We start from the raw sequence: 18,030 nt of genomic DNA, 5'->3' as shown, positions 1-18,030 counted from the left end.
CTACTGCTACAAGTTCTCCTATCTCAGCCTTAGCTTTCGCCTCAAGAAGTTTACCTCGCTCCATTTCATTTTTTATTCGCGTTTTAAGCAACATCGTGGAAAGTTTTTCTCCGCTTTCTGAATAGTTTTTTCTTCTCAGTGGTTGACTTGGATCTCTGATTGTTTCTATAGCCCTGTTTGCTTGTTCTCGGTCAATGAGTCCATCCTCCAACTCAACTATTCCTTTTTTTACTAAATAACAGACATATTGCTTTGATACTCCTATCTCTCTTGCCCATTCTGTTTGTGTGATTTTTTCCACTCTTTTTGCCTCTTTTCTACGAATTTTCTTCTTGAATTTCTGCAAAAGTTTTACCAGTACTGGCTAAAAGGGCATCTCTTCCGGTATATATTTGCCAACGTTTTATGGTTACATCTACAAATTTTGAATCTAACTCTATTGTCCTACAAATTCTTCCTGTTCTCTCACATGCAATCAGTGTACTTCCAGAGCCGCTAAATGGATCAAGAACTATGTCTCCTGATCTGCTGCTGTTTACTATTGCTCTCTCCATTAGCTCTACTGGCTTCATCGTTGGATGTAGTGTATTATGTGTTGGCTTATCATAAAACCACAGGTCACTTTGATTTCTACCTCCATGCCACTCACGTTTATTGCCGCTTTTCCATCCATAGAGCATTGCTTCGTATTGTCTTTGATAATCAGATCTGCCTAGCGTAAAATGATTCTTTGCCCAAATGATAAATGTTGACCATTTTCCTCCTGCCTCCTCAAATACTTTTTGCAACGTTGAAAACTCTGATGATGATATGCAGATGTAAATTGCACCTTTCGTATATGCTAAAATATGGGAACAGATGCCATAGAGAAAAAGCTCATACTTTTCACCTTGATTATCATTTAATACCTTTTTGTCTTGGCTATTACCATAATCAACGTTATATGGAGGATCACAAACAGTAATGTCTGCCATTTTATCATCTAACAGCGCTTTATATGATTCAACTACAGAGCTATCACCACAATAGATTCGATGATCACCTAAAATCCATAAATACCCTGGTTTTGTTATTTCTACCCTTTTTTCATCACCAACCAAGTCAGAAAAATCTTCTTTTTCACTATCTAAATCATCAAGGAAATGTTGAACTTTTTCTAATTCAAATCCAGTCATTTTAAGATCAAACTGTAAATCTTCTAACTCTTGAATTTCTACTTTCAAAAGCTCATCATCCCACTTTGCCCAATTAGCTGATTGATTTGCCAGTAATCGAAAAGCTTTGGTTTGTGGTTCATTTAGATTATCACTTAAGACCACTGGAATACTTTCCATACCAAGTTTTCTTGCTGCTTTAAGTCTTAAATGACCATCAACCACAGTTCCATCGCTTTTTGCAACTATTGGTATACGAAAGCCAAATTCCCTGATTGAAGCACACATTCTATTTACTACGTCATCATTTTTACGAGGATTACGCTCATATTCAACTAGATTTCGAATAGGATAGTAGTGGATTGCTAAATTCATATAATTGCTATACTAATTAAAAAGTTAATAATTAAAATATCTCTGACGCTAAAGAAGGCCTGGGGTCATACCCACCAAACCCGCTAGCCTAGCTGAAAGGACCCACTTTTTATGGAGTTTTTAATACATTAAAATCTTTACTAAAATTCATAACGTAGAACATCAAAGCTAAAGCATCGGCCTCATTATCATCTCTAGGTGAAAAACTTTTTTCACGTATCGCTTCAATAACTTCACTCTTACTTGCATTGCCTTTGCCTGCTATAAAGCGTTTTATAGTTTTAACATTAACACCTTTGTATGGCACATGATGTTCTTCACACCAAGCAGATAGAACAGCCAGAAAACCACCGTAGCAATGCGCTGCATCAGTTCCTAGATGTCTTCTCACTTCTTCAAAATACACTGCAGAAATGTCTTTCAAAGAATTAAGCCAATTACGAAAATTTAAGAAGCACATGCCACCTCCACTGAAACGACTACCATGAAAGCTTTTGCTTCCACTTTCAATTATTCCATCTGTTAGAATTGCCCAGCCCGTTTGCTTGCCAAGGTCCAGTGTTAGGATTGACATTTATATTCAGAATTTGTTTCGCTAGAGTGCTATATAATATATATTCAAGATTTGAAAAATTTTTGTCCAAAAAATCTTCTTCTTAAGCAAACTTTTTAGAAAAAACTTGGTTAAAAATCAGTAAACAGCCATTGCATAATTATTGGTCAAGACTTTCAGATTTCTATCTTAACTATTTAAATAGTCTATTATGTTATTATGGTGTGGTTAGTTTCTTATGAACATTTATCCAAATCGTAAATTTTGGGAAGATGATTTAGAAGTCCCTGTTAACCATTTGCTTGATCGTTTTCACAATACAAAAACACGTCAGTCTTGGATAGATTCACTTTCTGGTAAGCAATTAAATATTATTTTTCAAAACTCCTTTAAAAATAAATTAAACGCTCAACTCTTTGATGATGAAAGTTACGATAATACATCTGTACAATACAAACGTAAAGTGATTACTAATTATTCCGATTCTCTCGTTACTTACTACTTGATTACCTGTTTTGACCGTGCAAAACTAGAAGTTACTGTCAGTGAAATTGCAAGATCTGCATTAACTACGGAACTCATGAAATCCTACCTTGTAAAAAATAATAATAAATATGATAAGAAGTCTTTGCTGTTTCTACTGTTTCATGCAGATTACAATCTTTTAAAGTCTGTCTATCACTTTGAAAAAATACAAAGAAAGAGTTTCATGTCTTTTGCCTTACAAAAAATACCAAGACGACCAAGTACTCCATTTAAGGACTTTATCTCAGAGGAAATCATACAACAAATACTGAAAGAAGATAACATTAAGAGAAATGACAGTTTCGAGAATCAACTACAAGGTTTCTTCTATCATCAGAATCGTTTATATGTGTTAATACGCAAAGCTAGCGATATAGATTTGTTGTTAAATTCAAACAAAGTCATTCATGGCCATAAGGCAGAGTGGATGATTTTGGATTTTCTACTAAATGGCACTCAGGTAGATCTTGGTGCTAGAAATATCGATCAAGCTATAGAAATAGCAAATAGCATTGCAAGTTGTTACTTTGGTTGCGAATGTATTTTTGTAGATGTGCAGGATAAAAACTTCGCGGAACAGGTGCATAAATTTATAGAAACTTGTATTAATGAATCTGATTCAAATATTCGTGTTTTTGAGTTAAAGTTTCAGTCAAATCGTTTCAATTACAGCTATACTAATATCACTTTGACTGTTGCTCCATATGATCCTATTGCACTGGAATTGCATGTTTTAAAGCCATTTGTAGGAGACATAGTGCCATTTATAGAGTCGATTAAAGTAATATTTCAAGGCAAAAAGATAGGCTTATTTTTCAAGCGAAGTGATGAGTATATAGCAATTTACTACTCTGAACATCCTCTGAATAAAAGGGAAAGAGAGGATTTTAAAGCATACATAAAACAATTTTATGGTCTTACAATCTTGCCAAGAGCAAATCTCTGATCTTCTTAATTCTGGCAGCTCTTGGGTTAATCCAAATCAAAATTACATCAAAGCAGCAAGGTATTTGTCAGATCTTAAATTAATTCAGATGCAAGAGAGGTCTTACATTATCTGCTCTCGTAGACAAGATAAATTAGATTGGCCAAATATAGTTGATCCATACTGTAACAATGAGATTTTCATTGATGAGGACTTTAACGAAGCATGCGATAACATAATTTGTGAAAATTGCAACCGTGATATTTTACCTAATACCTACAAGAAGCAAAGATTTCATCGCTTATCTGTATATTTAAACCCAGAGAAAATCATGCATTGGTTTGAAGGTCAGCTAAGTAATACGCATTTCACGTGGCACAAGGTGGAAAGAGGAGTTTATCATGTTGGTGACCAAGGTCAATTTGTAAATCTCATTGTTCTTGATTTTTGCACCAATCCAACATTCTTAACCATAGATAGGCTAAGAGTCAATCCAACCGTATTAGTAATACTGAGAAAAAATCCATCAAACATACCTCTTGATTTGCCCACAGTAAAAATGGTTGACCTTTTCTTTCAGCATAAGACTTTAATTGAAGTATTCCAAGAAGCAGCACAAAGAGGAGTACTAGAGTTCATACCAAATACTTCAATGCAAATCTTACATACTTCACTTAATCTAATTGAACCTCCTAAAGAGAAGGAATTACTAGAGTTGCAATTGATAGAGGGCTCACTTTACGTAAACAATATAGAGATTCTAAATAAGAAAGCTGTAGCATGTATGAAGGTTTTTCGCATATTATTTGAACAATTTTTGCATGATTGTAAAAAAGAATTACCTCCTGAAAAACACATGTTGCTTAGCATAACTGAAATAGAAAAGCGCCTAAATCTTGATCCAGAAGCAGACCCAGAACATCACATCAGAAAACCACTAAACACAATCCAAAGAACAATAAAAACCACCTTAGCTAAAAAGTTAGGATTAAACATCGAACGTAATGATGTGATTCAAACAGTTGGTTGGCCTGGATCATCGCGTAAAGATTATGGTTACCGTATTAACCCTTTTACTGTGCTGATAAAAGTAGTTCGTTAACTGTGTTGAAGAGAAGTAAAAGATGTTACAATGGAAAAAGTAAAATTTGTGACAAGGCTTGTGATCAAGTTTTAAAGAAGCGTTCTTTGGTTGGTATTTTACCCTAAAGTCACATCTAGCTTTAAAATACAGTTTTTGCCTTATCTAAAAAAAATACAAATTCTCAATTACGTAAAAGCCTAAATTTCTTTTGCTTTCTTCAATCTTTTCTACTCTGTTCGTTTGCCGACTTTTGTGTTTGAAGCACATCTACATTCAATGCCCCTATACTAATATATACCGACCACTTTTTCCGGGAGTTTCTGAAAAAAAGTTAAAATAATTTTAAGACAGCTAAGGAATTAAAGAGCTTTGAAAACCAGCTATATCTTTTACAGCAGCTTCTTTGCTATTTGAGTTGTTTCCATTTTGGAAATAACTGCTTATTTGAGTTGAGAGGAGATTACACGAGCTTTTGATAAAAACACTAATCCCCTATCTAGATAACGCTATAATAGCCCTTTAAAACATCTTAAAGAATTGTGTTGTAGTAGAGAGATTGTTTTGGCTCCATCCCCTTCTTTTAAAGCCAAAGATACTAATGTTAGCAAACTCTATAAACTTAAGAATAACTGTAGAAACTATTATTTTTTAAAGTCAGAAAAAACATCACTTACAATTCAACAATTCTCCAAAATCAATTATGTTTGAAAAGTAATCACTATCTATAACATCATCACTTACATCATTGACGTGGATAAGGACTGGACGACATGAAAAGCCTTTTGGACGATTTAGTGCATCTATTTTCTTTTGTACCTCTTGTATTATTGAATGACCAATTTTATCTTTTGAAAATTTGATTTCGCAAATGTAGAGAGTGTTAAACTTCGTTTGAATCATATAATCAATTTGACAGCCTGCACTATTACGCGTTCTTTTCTGAAAAAATGGATTTTCGCTTATTATTCCATCAATTCCTAAGATATTATGTATACTCTTTCTATTGTTCAGCACCAAATTTTCAAATTGAAGCCCAATAATTGTATACCACTCTGGTAAGAACCCTATAGAGTAGGTGTCACGATTAATTTTCCCTAGATCTTTTTCGATATATTTTAGATAAAACCTTAAATAATTATCTTGAAGTCTGTACCTCCTGAGTCGTGAATCAGTACCCGTTTTTATACTCCAAGTATGATCCTTTGCAATAAAACCAGCAAGCTCAAGCTCATGTAGATACTCAGAAATGCGTCCATGTCTTACGATATTTAAAGTAGCACAAATTTCTTCTTGTTCTTTAGCTCCAGTAGAAAGAGCTCTGACTATTTGCTTATAAAAAGCCGTTTTTCGCATGAATAAATCTGAGAATATTTGATTAAATTCTTCAACTAAAAACCCACCTTTTGTAAAACAAAGCCTTTTAATATTTTCTTCAGCGCTATGTTTAAAATTTACCTCCTCTAAATACTTTGGAATTCCGCCAGTTACTGCAAGCACCTTAAATTTTTCATATGCTGAAATATTTTTCGGCCAAAATTCATTGCAATCAGAAAGTGATAATTCTCCGAGTGTTAAAGTTAACGATATTCTCCCTACGAAACCAGTGCTGCTAAGTATATTTTTCTCGATCCAGGATGAAGCTGATCCACAAACAACGAAAATTAACTTGTTATTATTTTTTAGCTGCGTATCCCAAAAATTTTTTATTTTGCCTAAAAAGGTTGGATCTTTTGAGCCCATCCAAGAAATTTCATCAAACAGCAATAATGTTTTTCCTGATAGTAGACGTTCACCAACTGCCCATAGTAAATCGCTCCAGTCATCATACCTAGCAAAAGATGTATTAAATTGTCTAGCAACTTGTCTAGAAAATTCATTAAGTTGGTAGGACGTTGTAGTATGCCTTTCTGGTGGCAAACCTATAAAGGAGTAATATTGTTCAAAATACTTACCAAACTCTTGAATTAAACGACTTTTTCCTATACGACGCCTTCCTTTGACTACTACAAAAGATGCAGTATTTTTGTCTGTAAGCTCCAGTAGTTGTTTTAACTCAGTTTGCCTACCAATAAATGATGGAGACATAAAACACAAAATATAAATCTTTGTCTCCATTATACTAGATAAAATTAGAGACGTAAATAAATAAATTTAGATCTTTGTCTCCATTTTAAGGGGCAATCAAGTTTTACGAGCTTCTGTTTCTTCTTCTATGGCAGTAACTTCAAACTTTTTTCCTTGAGCTACCTCTACAATTTGCTAATTTCATTACTGAGAGTTTTGCAATTAATTGCTCAGAGGTTTGCGATAAAAGTTGTTGTATTCCCATAATAGTCTCCATAACCCCTTATACTCACCATAAGTTGTTCAATCTTTTTTGAAAAATTTTCTTTGCAAAGTGTAAAAAATGTGTTAAACTAACTAGTTAGTTTACTAAAGATGCCTTTTATTTGCGTTTTAGAGGGCATTATAAGCGTTCTTTAGTGTGGCTAGTAAGTGTTTACACCCTAAAGTTACAGATAGCTTTAAAATGCAGCTTTTGCCTCATCTAAAAAAATTAAGAATATAAAGCTGTTTATTTTGCTTTCTTCAATCTTTTCTACCTCAAGTCTTCATCGCGCTTGCATAAAAGCCTTATTAAAGCAACTAGACCCAGCTCACTTGGAAGTTATTGAGTATTCCGGAAAATCCGGAGATCTGAATTCTTAGTTCAGCTATTAAACTCAGTAGACCAGCGTTATGCGTTTGTTAAAAAAAAGATGAGGGTTAGAGCCTCTGTTAAACTTATGGTAGAAGTAAAGCTATTGCAAAAATAATGTTTCAAAAAGTCTACTAACCATTTGTTCTTTAGGTTCAAAAAATTTTCTTTGCAATCAACAAAAAGCATGATAAACTAGTTATGGGGTTTTTTCTAATAAATAAAAGTTTGGGGTATTAAGATGCCTCGTAATCAAGTTTTAAGCTACCCTACATGAGTAACTTAGGTCTTGGTGGTAAACTTGTACCCTGAAGTCATAGAATCTTTTTAAAACGCTATTATGGATCATTTGTTTTTCACTGCCTTTACTTTATATTTTTATTATAGGTTGCAACTCCATAGAAAAAGCAAAATTATGAAAGGACATCAAAAAACGTTAAGTTCTTCTCTTAACTGATATATACTATGTACTATAGCATAGTATATATTTATATATATAGATTTTTGCCATCTTGCCAACTTCCCTAAACCCGCTATAGAAGAGGACTTTACCCATGCTATCTAGTTGGCAACTTTTTGCCATCTTGCCATCTTACTATTTCTTTAAACTATTGATTTTCTTATATTTTTATCAATTTTAAGTTGGTAGAATGGCAGATTCTTCAGTTTGCCAACTTGCCATCTTGCCAACTTACTATACTATTTTGCCATCTTGTTTTGTAGAATTATGTATCACCCAAACGTCTGGATTTTCAACTGGTAAGGTTACTCCGTTATTTGGTGAAAGATAATAATCTGGCTTTACCAGCACATGTTGATTTTCAGAAATTTTTAACTCCATGTCTTTAACACATAAATAGCCGTACTTTGATTTAGTGCTTGATACTTTATATCCAAGAGCTTCCTTAAAGAACTTTATGTGGCCAAGAGCTGCAAGATGGCTAATCCTTTCACGGATGCTACGTTCACTTCCAAGGCCTAGCTTTCCCTCAAAATACCTAGCAAAGTGTGCCGCGGTGTAAGTTTCGCCTTTATATGCTTCATTAGCAATTAACTCTAAAATTATATCACATCTTCTTAGACGTTCTAAATCCAATTTAGTATTATAGCTAGACCTTACTATTCTTTCTGAATTTAATGTATCATCAGATTGTACAAACGCACCGTTATGCCAATAAAATGAAATCTTTTCTTCGTTAGATGCAGAATAATTTGACTTCTTACGGCAAAGTACTCGTTCATTACCAGAAGCATCAGCTTTATCTGGCTTTGACAAGTACCAACGAGATCTTACTGTATTATTCCACGCAGTTGAACCACCTGTACCTGTTTTACGTATTATTCCTGAATCAGAAGGATGAGCACATAATAATACAGCTCCTTTTATTACCTTCACTATTTTTCCACAACAACTTTGAATAAATTGTCTCACATGAGAGCGATTGTTTTCATTGCCACCAAATAAGTCTGCTGCTGTATCTAAAACTACTAGCTTTGGTTGAAACAATTTAATATCTTCAAGTAATTCTTCAAAGCAATGAGTTAATTTACCTATATCTTTGTTATCAAATATCATGAGTAGATTATCTTTCCACACTCTCGATAAAAAGCCAATATTATCATGAAAGTCACAGGATTCCATATCTAACTGATATAATCTATTTATAGCACACTGTCTTCGCCACAGCTCTTCTGTATCATCTTCACAAAATACACCATATGTCTTCATCTGCTCAATTTCCATTCCCAACCAAGATTTACCTGTGCTCGCTGCTGTCATTAGTTGTTGAGCAAGTAGAGACTTTCCCATACCACCATCACCGTAGAGAGCCGTAACACTTCCAATAGGAAGCCAATCTTTAACAATCCATTCTCTTTCTGGAGCAATATTAGCCCAAGCTCTGGTATCTATTCTCAACGATTTTTTTGAAGGAGCCTTTTTTGTACTAAGGATGAACTCTTCAACATTTACACCTTCTTTCACGCAATCAGCAGCGTCCCAACCCTTTGGTTTATCTTTAGGTATTTCCAAAATGCAAAGTTCTTCAACTCCAAGACAAGTAAGTTTCATAGCAGATTTTTCAGCGTATTTCTTACCTGCTTCATCATTATCTGGCCATATAATAATGTGTTTACCTTTAAGTGGAGTCCAATCTGTTTTTTCAATAGGTGCATTTGCTCCAGACATTGCTGTTGTTGCAGTTATTCCTTTCTCTATCAGCGCTTCTGCACATTTTTCTCCTTCAACAAGAATAACTTTATCGGACTTTAAAATACCTGGAATATTATATAGTGGCCTTATCTCTGGTACACTAAAGGTGGATTTTTTGATATCAAAAGGAAGATATCTCTTTCCACTATCATCATCGTAACGATAGATTCTAACAATAGCTTGGCCGTTTTCACCGTAATAATCCCAATATGCAGTTGGACTACTTGAATTTTTGAAATGACCAAGCCACTCAGCTATAGAAGCCATTACTTCAGGAAACTCTATTCTTGTACTTTTTCTATTTACTCCCGCCCAAAGGTCGATAATGTCACCACCTTCTCCTGTTGCAAAATCATGCCATAGGCCAGCTTCACTACCACTTAATTCTACTACTAGACTCTTTCCTTTATCACCTTGTACATTGCCTACATAAAACTTATCACCACGAAAAGTTCCTCTTGGTAATAGATATGAAAGGCATGATCTGATATTTAACAGAAGCTGAGCTTTAAGTTGTTCTTTTTCTACTAACGGTGCATTTTTTCGTGGAGCTGCAGTATTAAAATCACAATAGATACCCATAAAATCTCCAATATATTTAAAGTTTAGAAATTTGGTTAAGCTGTGGCTATCCAGCGTCCGTTAACCATGTTTATGAATTTTGTTGGTATTGGTTTGCCGTTTTTAAGTTCGTACATCAATTGCAGAGTATTCCTTTCTGGCCTAAATATCATTACTCCAGATGTATATAAACTTCTTAAAACATTAGCACCACTCAATGCTTGAAATGGATTCTTTTTTAACGTGGTTGTTGACACTTTTTTGGTGTAATGTGTAACTATTACTCCAGCAGTAAGATTAGTTATAGAGCGTAGTTCATCAATACTATTTTGCAGAAAAGAGATCATATTCCTATAATCAAAAAGAGAGTCTATTACTATAAGATCAACTGTTTTTACATCGAGATTTTCCGACATAATTTCTTTTATTTTTTCCATATTCAAAGTTAACTGTACTTTTTTAGTAATAACTAAGTTTTCTGTTCCTTCATCAAGGATTTTCTTGCTGACTCTTAACTTCTGTAAGCGCTCTCTTATGTAATCATATTCCATTTCATTCTGTAGATAGAATATCTTGAGTGGCTTTGCAGGCTTCATACCAAGGAATGATACTCCAGCAGCTAAATGTACTAACATGGAAAGAAGAAAATTACTTTTTCCGATTTTGGGAGTTCCACCTATGACCAAAAGACCGCCTGGAGTTAATATTCTTGGCCCTATTATATCTTTTGGCATTGGTGATTTATCATTTAAGTAATGCCTTGCTGAAAACGATGTAATTTTATGTTCTGTTGTGTTTTCTTTAGTATTTAACCACTTCTTAGCGGAATTTATATCACCTTTAACTAAAGTCCAAAGATCAATGATATCACCACTAATTCCTTTAGTAAAATTACGCCAATTTCCAGCTTCTTTACCCACTATTTTAACCGTAATCATATCCCCGTAACAGTTGCCAACATAAGTCCTTTCTCGATAAAAATTACCGTTTGGAATTAGGTAAGGTATGCACTCCTTAATATTATCAATCAATAATCCTTTTATTTCTTTTCTCTGCATAAAACCCCCATACATACTTTTCATACGTTTAGAGCTGAGATTAGCTAGCTCACAAACAGTTTCAAAAGACTCTGAATCAAACCATTTAATTGCTTCTTTCTTTAGCTCTAGATTTTTTCCTGCTGCATCTTTGATAGCTCTCTCAATTACAGCAATCCAGAGCTTCTCTTCGTCGTACTTCAAAATGGCAACCAATCAACTTCAGATTGTTCTGGAGTAATAACCGTAGCAATCTTGTTCTTTTCTCCATACCGATCAGCTTCAATACCAACTTTTGCAGTAAACTCTACCCCGTTAAAGTCAGCTATAGAGTTGACTTTTCTAGCAATAGCTGCTTTTTCTGAAGTGTCATTTGAATGAATGTTCCGTGCTGACTCCAAAATACTTCTAAGCATAGAACGACCAGATTCTCCCCAAGTATCTTCTCCTTCAACTCTTGCTTTGCCACTTTTAATACCAATTACTTGAAAAATCTTGCGTTTTGCATATGGACCTTCAGTGACAGTAAATTCAACGTTTAAATAGATGCTGCCAGTAGTGTAGCTTTTAGTGAACCAATTTTCATAACCTCCAGGCTTTATTGCCATTTTTACCTTGACTATTGTACCTTTCGGTATTAAACTGCTCTGCAGTTTTACGTTATTAAAATCAGTTAAAAAATCTGTTAGCATATTGTTCCCTATAAATTAAGTAAAAAAGAATCAACTCCATTGGTCTACAAGTTTCCAACGACCATTTATCTTATCGACAAGCTTGCTTGCCACACGTTCACCATTTCGCAGCTCAAACACTATTTGACGGGTAGTGCTTTCTTCATCATGAGCAAACATCACCATGCCAGTGCTATAAAATCCACGTAAAGATCCAGCACCGCTTAAACCTTGAAATGGATCCTCTTCTAGCATCTTTTTGGACAGTTTTTTTGTGTGGTGGGTGAGGATTATACCTGCATCTGGATTAATAATGTTCCTCAGTCTTTCAAGCGTTTTTTGCAAAAAGAATAGCATAGCGCTATTGTCATTTTCATTACCATATTCACTTGAGTTAAAAATGTTGCGAAGAGGATCGATTGCAATAATATCAGGTTTAAAACGCTCTTTAATAACGTTTTTAATTTCATCTATTTCTTCACTACTAAACGATAATTGTACTCTTGGTGTAATGATCAAGTTATTGGCAGCTATATTCAGAAGTTCCTCATCAAGTTGTTGCAACCGTTCTTTCATGTAGTCATATTCGATTTCAGTTTGCAGATAGAAAATTTTCATAGGTTTGCTTGGAGTCATACCCAAAAATGAAACTCCAGCTGCCATATGAATAAGCCAAGAGATCAAAAAGTCGCTTTTGCCAATTTTAGGTGGGCCACCTAGTACCAATAGACCTCTTTTTGTCAGAATCCTTGGTGAGATTATATCTTCTGGTATCGGTGATTGGTCATCCAAATATTCTTTCACACTGAAAAAGGGAATTTTTTGACCGATATTGAAAAAGCTTTGTTCCATAATAATTGTTCTCCAATTTTTAATTAAGCAATAGGAGCCAAAGTTTTGGCTTTAATTTTCGCAAGTAATTTACCCAAATGTGGTTCTTCAACCATATTCAGGCAGCCACTGCGATCTTTAGCAGGGTATCCCCAAGAATTAATAGTCTGACAGACAAATGAACGTTTCTCTGTACCATCATCTTTCTTGATTCCAACCATACTAATTACTTCATCAACAATACCTGGAATTTCACTAGCAGTTTTAGCTCCTTCACATTGAGGCAGCCATGTTGAACGATTGCAGTCATCGAGATATTGACCTAACGTGCCAACTATGATGATGTCTTTGTCTCCGATGTGTTGAAATTGATTGAGCCATGCCATCATCTCTTGCGCAAGTATTCCGTAAGCAGCTCTCATGTCTTGCTTTCCACTTCTCTCAGAAAAAGCTTCCGGTTGCATTTTTGCCCATAAGAGACAAAGACGTGATGCTACAGTGATGCTATCAATAAAAATACATCGATATTTAGAAAACTCTTCATTGTATTTACTTGATACGTGCTCATAGTGTCTTTGGCTATACGCTTGATCAGATTTTAGTGCAGGGTTCGGACCACCAATTAGGCAGGCAATATCCCGAGCTTGATTCCAAGTACGAACACTAATTGAATCTCCCTGCCAATCTTGAACAGCAAGCAGACCTGCTTCAAAGTCAAGACAAAGTGTTGGTTCACTTATAGTCTTTAAGAGACTGGTTTTACCAATACCGTAAGGACCAAAAATTACTACTTTTATTCCTGTAGTTGTTTTCAATCTTTCATTATTGTTTAGAATTTTAAAAGTCATTTATTCACCTCAATGGTATATGTTATATATTCAGGAAAGGTAGAATTTATGTTCAATTTTTCTTTTTGCTCTTGTAGTAGATGGAAGAGAGTTTTATACGTATTTTTCTTACCATAGTATTTAAAGTAGTTCTTGATATGTTGTTCATCTGAGCAACTTCATATAAGTTAAAGTACTTGAGTTGTTCGCATATCTTTTGCATCTTTCTTGGTAGTATTGAAATCATGTAATCTACATCAGTACGTTTCGCTACTTCATCTTCAAAAGCTTCTGTTTTCTCAATATTGACATAGTTATTAATATTGCGCTTCATACATAGTTGTTTCTCCAATAAGTTGTTGGCACGACGTTCAGTTAATCTTGCTACAAAAGTGTTAAAGCTACCTTTACTTTCATCATATCTATCAAGATAAGTCCAAATTTCACAGAAAAGTTCTTGCTCAAGATCTTCATGAGTTTCATGAGTAAAGCATTCAAAAAGTTTTAATCTCCTAGCTTGATACCGTATATTTTGAACAACTATGGCAGTTTTTAGCTTCATAACTTTTCCCTAAAACAATTAATGCTTTAAGGATGAGAACCTATAGGTGCACTTTGTAGGACAGGGGCAAAAATAAATAATACAGATGCAATTTTTAAACTACTGATATTCAATTACTTTTCTTCAAGAATAATACACATCCAAATTTAAATAATACTGCAACAAAAAATTAGGCAAAAATTCATTTTTTTTGGACAAAAATTTTCCAAATCCTGAATATATATTATATAAGCCTTTCAAACTCATCACAGGTGTCAATTCTTACACAATCAGGAAGAGCAGCAATAGCAGCCAGCATAAAAAAGCAATCTATCCATCTTGCTTGGGGCAGTGGTGATGCTAATTGGGAAAGCAATCATAAAGTAGAAAAAAAAACTTTTAGCAGCTGATAACGAAATCAAGCTTGATCACCATCCCATTAAAGACGTAAAAGTTTTTATCGGACAAACAACTTATCAGCCAAGTATAGATTATATAGTTGATAGCAGTAGTGGTGTAATAAAACGTACGGAAAATAGCTCTATCAGGGCAAATAGTGCAGTTACTGTAGAATATAGTGAAAGCACACCACCAGAGCTGATAACTTCTGAAAAACTGCTCAATGAGCTTGGCAGACGTACTGCAGATGAGGTTCTCTTTTGCACAGGTGATGAGAATGGAGAGCTTTTGACTCCAACAGGGAGGTTTAGGTCCTCAAATGTACCAACCAATAATTTGTACCTTAAATTTACTTTCGATTTCACGGATGCAGCAAATCAAGTTATACGGGAATTAGGGGTTATGGTTGGTACTAAAATAAAAGAAGGATTACCTGAAGGACAGAGATATTTCGAGCCAAAAGACGTGGAAAATCCTGGAATTTTGTTAGTTTTAGAACATACCGTACCACTTATCAGAACATCTGCAACTCGGGAAACTTTTTCATTTGTTGTAACTTTTTGAAACAAAATGACCTTAAATAGTTATTATAACCGCTTTAATCCTGACAAAGAATACGAAAAAAGTTTGTTCCTGGCAGGAAGAGGTCTACAATCAGCAGAATTAAACGAGACTCAGGAGTATGCTCTCTCTAAGCTTAAAGGCATAGGTGATGCAATATTTCGTGATGGTGATGTTATAATAGGAAGCAATTGTATTATAGATAGAGAAACTGGTAAAGTTACGCTTGAATCAGGAAAAATCTATCTTCGTGGAGCAGTGAGAAAAGTCGAAAAAGAAGAATTTATTATTCCACTGAGTACCACAGTTCGTATAGGTGTTTATTATCTAGAATCTACGATTACAGAGCTTGAGGATGAAAATCTTCGTGATCCTGCTGTTGGTACAAGAAATTATCAGGAAGTAGGAGCAGCAAGACTTAAAGTTTCTACCATTTGGGGTTATCAATCTGAAGGTGTTTCTTCCCCTTTTTCTGTAAATGGAGAATTTTATCCAATTTATAACATTGAAAATGGAGTATTAATAGAACATTCACCGCCACCACAAGCAAATATAGTAACTACTGCTCTTGCTCGTTATGACAAAGAAGCCAATGGTTCCTATGTCGTAAATGGTCTTGAAGTAATGTTCCTGCAAAAGGAAGAGGGAGAAGGAGGAAAAAAAATATTTGTGATTAATGAGGGCAAAGCTCATGTTGATGGCTATGAGATTGAACTTCCTCACAGTATTCGTGTTTCTTTTGATGAAGATCCGGATATAAAATCAGTTGAATCAGAACCACATACTTTTCAGCCAAATAGCCAAAGAGTAATGGAACTGAAGGTTAATGATTTTCCAATAAGTGAAATCAAAAAAGTAGACATAACTGTTCAAAAAACTATTACTGTTACTCACGGTTCATATTCTGGAGCTATTCCTGACTCTGCAGTACTTGAGATTATTCAAGTTAAACAAGGCAATGTTATTTATGAAAATAGTATAGATTACAAATTAAACGCAGGAAACGTTGATTGGTCATTACCTGGTAAAGAACCAGCTCCTGGAAGTAGTTACCTGATAACCTATCGCTGCCGCACTCATATAAGCCCTGAAGATATAAGCGAAGAGGGATGTAAAGTAAGAGGTGCAGTTGATAACAGCTTGGTTCTGGTTGATTACACCTGGAAAATGCCCCGCTATGATTTAATTACTATCGATAGCAAAGGAGTGGTAAGAAGAATAAAAGGCATAGCTCACCCTTGGCGACCATCAATGCCTAGAGCGCCTAGTGGACAACTTTTGCTCTGCTACATTCATCAGACGTGGAAAAAAGGCGAAGGGGTAAAAATAGTGAATAATGCTATTCATGCTGTACCGATGAATGAGCTTGAAGCAATGAAAAAAGGAATAAATGATCTTTATGCGCTGGTTGCACAGGAGCGTTTACGCAGTGATGCAAATTCAAGAGAACCTACCACCAAAAAAGGAGTATTTGTTGATTCATTCTTTGATGATGATATGCGCGATCAAGGAATTTCGCAGTCTGCAGCAATAGTAAACAAAGAATTAATTTTACCTATAGATGTGGAAATTATTGATGTTGAAAGAGGTAAAGAACCTTATCTTTTACCTTATAAACTTGAACCGGTACTGGAGCAGCTTTTACAGACTAAAGGAGAAAAGATTAACCCGTATCAAGCTTTTGATCCAGTTCCGGCACAAATTACTCTAAATAAAAATATAGACCACTGGACGGAGGTTACCACGAATTGGAAAAGTCCAGTAACAAGAGTATTTAATGTTAAAGAAACAACAGAGCTGCTGTCAAGTACTTCATACGAAACTGAATTTATGAGAGAAGCAGTACAGAATTTTGAAATTGAAGGTTTTGAGCCAAGTGAGAAGCTTAAAGAGATAAAATTTGACGGAATAATTATTCAACCTATAGCATAAAAATATGTTAATAGTTAACAATCAAGGACAAATAAGTGGAAAAATAAAAATCCCAGCAAATATTCCAGCAGGTACTAAATTAGTACAGTTTTATGGTGATAAAGGAAGCTATGGAGAGGCAACTTATACTGGTAAAAAAACTATTACCATAGAAGAGAGAAGAAGAATTATCGCAGCAAGAAGAGTTGATCCTTTAGCGCAAACATTTACTTTAAATGAGAGCAGACACATAGGAGGTCTAGAGTTATGGTTTATAAATAAAGGCAAAAAACGTGTTGTTGTGCAGATTAGAGAAACAGCAGTGGGAATGCCATCGCAGACTGTTATTGCTGAAAGCTATATTGAGCCGAAAGATATAAAAGTAGATGGCACAGCAACACGTATAGAGTGGTCACCAGTGTTTTGCCATGCAGAACAAGAGTATGCAATAGTGCTACTTACTGATGATCCTGGTACTGCAGTAAAAATAGCAGAACTTGGCAAATATGATGCAGTAAATAGCCGTTGGGTAACAAGTCAGCCATATCAAGTAGGAGTATTACTATCATCAAGTAATGCAAGCACCTGGACTCCACATCAAAATTTAGATTTAACGTTTCGATTACTAGCTGCAAAATTTAGCGAAAATTCTCATGTTATTGATCTTGGCAAAGTTACAGCAACCAATACTTCAGATTTAATTGTTTTGACGAACGTCGAAAAAGTAGCATTTGATACCAATGTAGAATTTATTCTGACAGATGAAGAAGGAAAAGAAAATTTTCTATCTGATAACTTGCCGCTCGCGCTGCGTGAAAGACTATCTGGAGAGTTAACAGTAAAGGCAAATTTAAAAGGGTCAAAAGAAAAAAGTCCAGTGCTATATCCAGGGTTACAGCTAGTTCTAGGTAATCTTTCAGAGTCTGGAGATTATGTTACAAGAAGTATTACAGCAGGAGCTAACACTAAAATTACCATAACGTATGATGCGCTAATACCTGGCACTGCAGATGTAAAAGCATATGTGCAAAAAAATGTGGATTGGCAATTAGTAAATTTAACATCAGGAAAACCAATTGGAGAAAATTGGGTAGAGAGAACTCATGTGCTGACAAACTTTAATGGCAATGAAACAAGGATAAAATTAGTTTTAAGTGGAACGGTT

The 18,030-nt window shown here is 34.8% G+C and carries 13 protein-coding genes and 2 pseudogenes; 5 read left to right on the top strand and 10 right to left on the bottom strand.

Annotated features, from left to right (window positions below):
- From Wcon_RS05415 to Wcon_RS05405, 3 genes and pseudogenes are all read right to left on the bottom strand, one after another.
- A pseudogene (locus Wcon_RS05415) lies at nucleotides 1–301 on the bottom strand (hypothetical protein); the annotation flags it as partial.
- A gap of 16 nt (nucleotides 302–317) precedes the next feature.
- Nucleotides 318–1,529 carry a DNA modification methylase gene (locus tag Wcon_RS05410; protein WP_114517504.1) on the bottom strand — a complete coding sequence of 404 codons (1,212 nt, stop codon included), beginning with the start codon at nucleotides 1,527–1,529 and terminating at the stop codon, nucleotides 318–320.
- Nucleotides 1,530–1,638: 109 nt separating this feature from the next.
- Nucleotides 1,639–2,103: a crossover junction endodeoxyribonuclease RuvC gene (locus Wcon_RS05405; protein ID WP_114517503.1), complete on the bottom strand. Its 465-nt coding sequence runs from the start codon at nucleotides 2,101–2,103 to the stop codon at nucleotides 1,639–1,641.
- A 217-nt stretch (nucleotides 2,104–2,320) separates the two neighbouring features.
- Here Wcon_RS05405 and Wcon_RS05400 point away from each other — a divergent pair, with 217 nt between their 5' ends.
- Together Wcon_RS05400 and Wcon_RS05395 are read left to right on the top strand one after the other, a co-directional pair.
- Complete coding sequence (locus Wcon_RS05400; protein WP_114517502.1) at nucleotides 2,321–3,553, top strand: hypothetical protein; 1,233 nt, start codon at nucleotides 2,321–2,323, stop codon at nucleotides 3,551–3,553.
- Nucleotides 3,519–4,634, top strand: a complete 1,116-nt coding sequence (locus Wcon_RS05395) for a hypothetical protein (protein WP_114517501.1) — start codon at nucleotides 3,519–3,521, stop codon at nucleotides 4,632–4,634. The genes Wcon_RS05400 and Wcon_RS05395 overlap by 35 nt, the downstream gene beginning before the upstream one ends.
- 648 nt (nucleotides 4,635–5,282) lie before the next feature.
- On the opposite strand, the gene Wcon_RS05390 is transcribed toward Wcon_RS05395, so the two are convergent.
- From Wcon_RS05390 to Wcon_RS05360, 7 genes are all read right to left on the bottom strand, one after another.
- Nucleotides 5,283–6,701, bottom strand: a complete 1,419-nt coding sequence (locus Wcon_RS05390) for an AAA family ATPase (RefSeq protein ID WP_114517500.1) — start codon at nucleotides 6,699–6,701, stop codon at nucleotides 5,283–5,285.
- A 1,307-nt stretch (nucleotides 6,702–8,008) separates the two neighbouring features.
- Nucleotides 8,009–10,108, bottom strand: coding sequence for an AAA family ATPase (locus tag Wcon_RS05385; RefSeq protein WP_114517499.1), 2,100 nt, complete (start codon nucleotides 10,106–10,108; stop codon nucleotides 8,009–8,011).
- Nucleotides 10,109–10,143: 35 nt separating this feature from the next.
- A complete protein-coding gene (locus tag Wcon_RS05380; RefSeq protein ID WP_114517498.1) occupies nucleotides 10,144–11,328 on the bottom strand; it encodes an AAA family ATPase in 1,185 nt (394 codons plus the stop codon).
- Complete coding sequence (locus Wcon_RS05375) at nucleotides 11,325–11,816, bottom strand: hypothetical protein (protein ID WP_114517497.1); 492 nt, start codon at nucleotides 11,814–11,816, stop codon at nucleotides 11,325–11,327. Before Wcon_RS05375 ends, Wcon_RS05380 begins: the two co-directional genes overlap by 4 nt.
- A 30-nt stretch (nucleotides 11,817–11,846) precedes the next feature.
- Nucleotides 11,847–12,647 carry an AAA family ATPase gene (locus Wcon_RS05370; protein ID WP_114517496.1) on the bottom strand — a complete coding sequence of 267 codons (801 nt, stop codon included), beginning with the start codon at nucleotides 12,645–12,647 and terminating at the stop codon, nucleotides 11,847–11,849.
- Nucleotides 12,648–12,670: 23 nt separating this feature from the next.
- Nucleotides 12,671–13,474 (bottom strand): ATP-binding protein, encoded by an 804-nt coding sequence (locus Wcon_RS05365; RefSeq protein ID WP_114517495.1) that lies wholly within the window; start codon nucleotides 13,472–13,474, stop codon nucleotides 12,671–12,673.
- 52 nt (nucleotides 13,475–13,526) lie between these two features.
- Nucleotides 13,527–14,015: a sigma-70 family RNA polymerase sigma factor gene (locus Wcon_RS05360; RefSeq protein WP_114517494.1), complete on the bottom strand. Its 489-nt coding sequence runs from the start codon at nucleotides 14,013–14,015 to the stop codon at nucleotides 13,527–13,529.
- 251 nt (nucleotides 14,016–14,266) lie between these two features.
- Here Wcon_RS05360 and Wcon_RS12790 point away from each other — a divergent pair.
- The 3 genes and pseudogenes from Wcon_RS12790 to Wcon_RS05345 all read left to right on the top strand — a co-directional run.
- Nucleotides 14,267–14,957: pseudogene (locus Wcon_RS12790) on the top strand (hypothetical protein).
- Between the two features lie 6 nt (nucleotides 14,958–14,963).
- Nucleotides 14,964–16,886 (top strand): DUF4815 domain-containing protein, encoded by a 1,923-nt coding sequence (locus tag Wcon_RS05350; protein WP_114517493.1) that lies wholly within the window; start codon nucleotides 14,964–14,966, stop codon nucleotides 16,884–16,886.
- A gap of 4 nt (nucleotides 16,887–16,890) precedes the next feature.
- A partial coding sequence (locus Wcon_RS05345; RefSeq protein WP_114517492.1) for a hypothetical protein occupies nucleotides 16,891–18,030 on the top strand: 1,140 nt, incomplete at its 3' end.

The sequence above is a fragment of the Wolbachia endosymbiont of Cylisticus convexus genome (assembly GCF_003344345.1).
The sequence above is the reverse complement of the archived record's forward strand: the minus strand, read 5'-3'. Positions and strand labels throughout refer to the sequence as shown.

What these genes read in the sequence shown, in the direction of transcription:
- Wcon_RS05410 (WP_114517504.1), bottom strand. Translation starts at nt 1,529, where the DNA reads ATGAATTTAGCAATCCACTACTATCCTATTCGAAATCTAGTTGAATAT.
- Wcon_RS05350 (WP_114517493.1), top strand. Translation starts at nt 14,964, where the DNA reads ATGACCTTAAATAGTTATTATAACCGCTTTAATCCTGACAAAGAATAC.
- Wcon_RS05395 (WP_114517501.1), top strand. Translation starts at nt 3,519, where the DNA reads ATGGTCTTACAATCTTGCCAAGAGCAAATCTCTGATCTTCTTAATTCT.
- Wcon_RS05365 (WP_114517495.1), bottom strand. Translation starts at nt 13,474, where the DNA reads ATGACTTTTAAAATTCTAAACAATAATGAAAGATTGAAAACAACTACA.
- Wcon_RS05400 (WP_114517502.1), top strand. Translation starts at nt 2,321, where the DNA reads ATGAACATTTATCCAAATCGTAAATTTTGGGAAGATGATTTAGAAGTC.
- Wcon_RS05360 (WP_114517494.1), bottom strand. Translation starts at nt 14,015, where the DNA reads ATGAAGCTAAAAACTGCCATAGTTGTTCAAAATATACGGTATCAAGCT.
- Wcon_RS05405 (WP_114517503.1), bottom strand. Translation starts at nt 2,103, where the DNA reads ATGTCAATCCTAACACTGGACCTTGGCAAGCAAACGGGCTGGGCAATT.
- Wcon_RS05385 (WP_114517499.1), bottom strand. Translation starts at nt 10,108, where the DNA reads ATGGGTATCTATTGTGATTTTAATACTGCAGCTCCACGAAAAAATGCA.
- Wcon_RS05390 (WP_114517500.1), bottom strand. Translation starts at nt 6,701, where the DNA reads ATGTCTCCATCATTTATTGGTAGGCAAACTGAGTTAAAACAACTACTG.
- Wcon_RS05370 (WP_114517496.1), bottom strand. Translation starts at nt 12,647, where the DNA reads ATGGAACAAAGCTTTTTCAATATCGGTCAAAAAATTCCCTTTTTCAGT.
- Wcon_RS05375 (WP_114517497.1), bottom strand. Translation starts at nt 11,816, where the DNA reads ATGCTAACAGATTTTTTAACTGATTTTAATAACGTAAAACTGCAGAGC.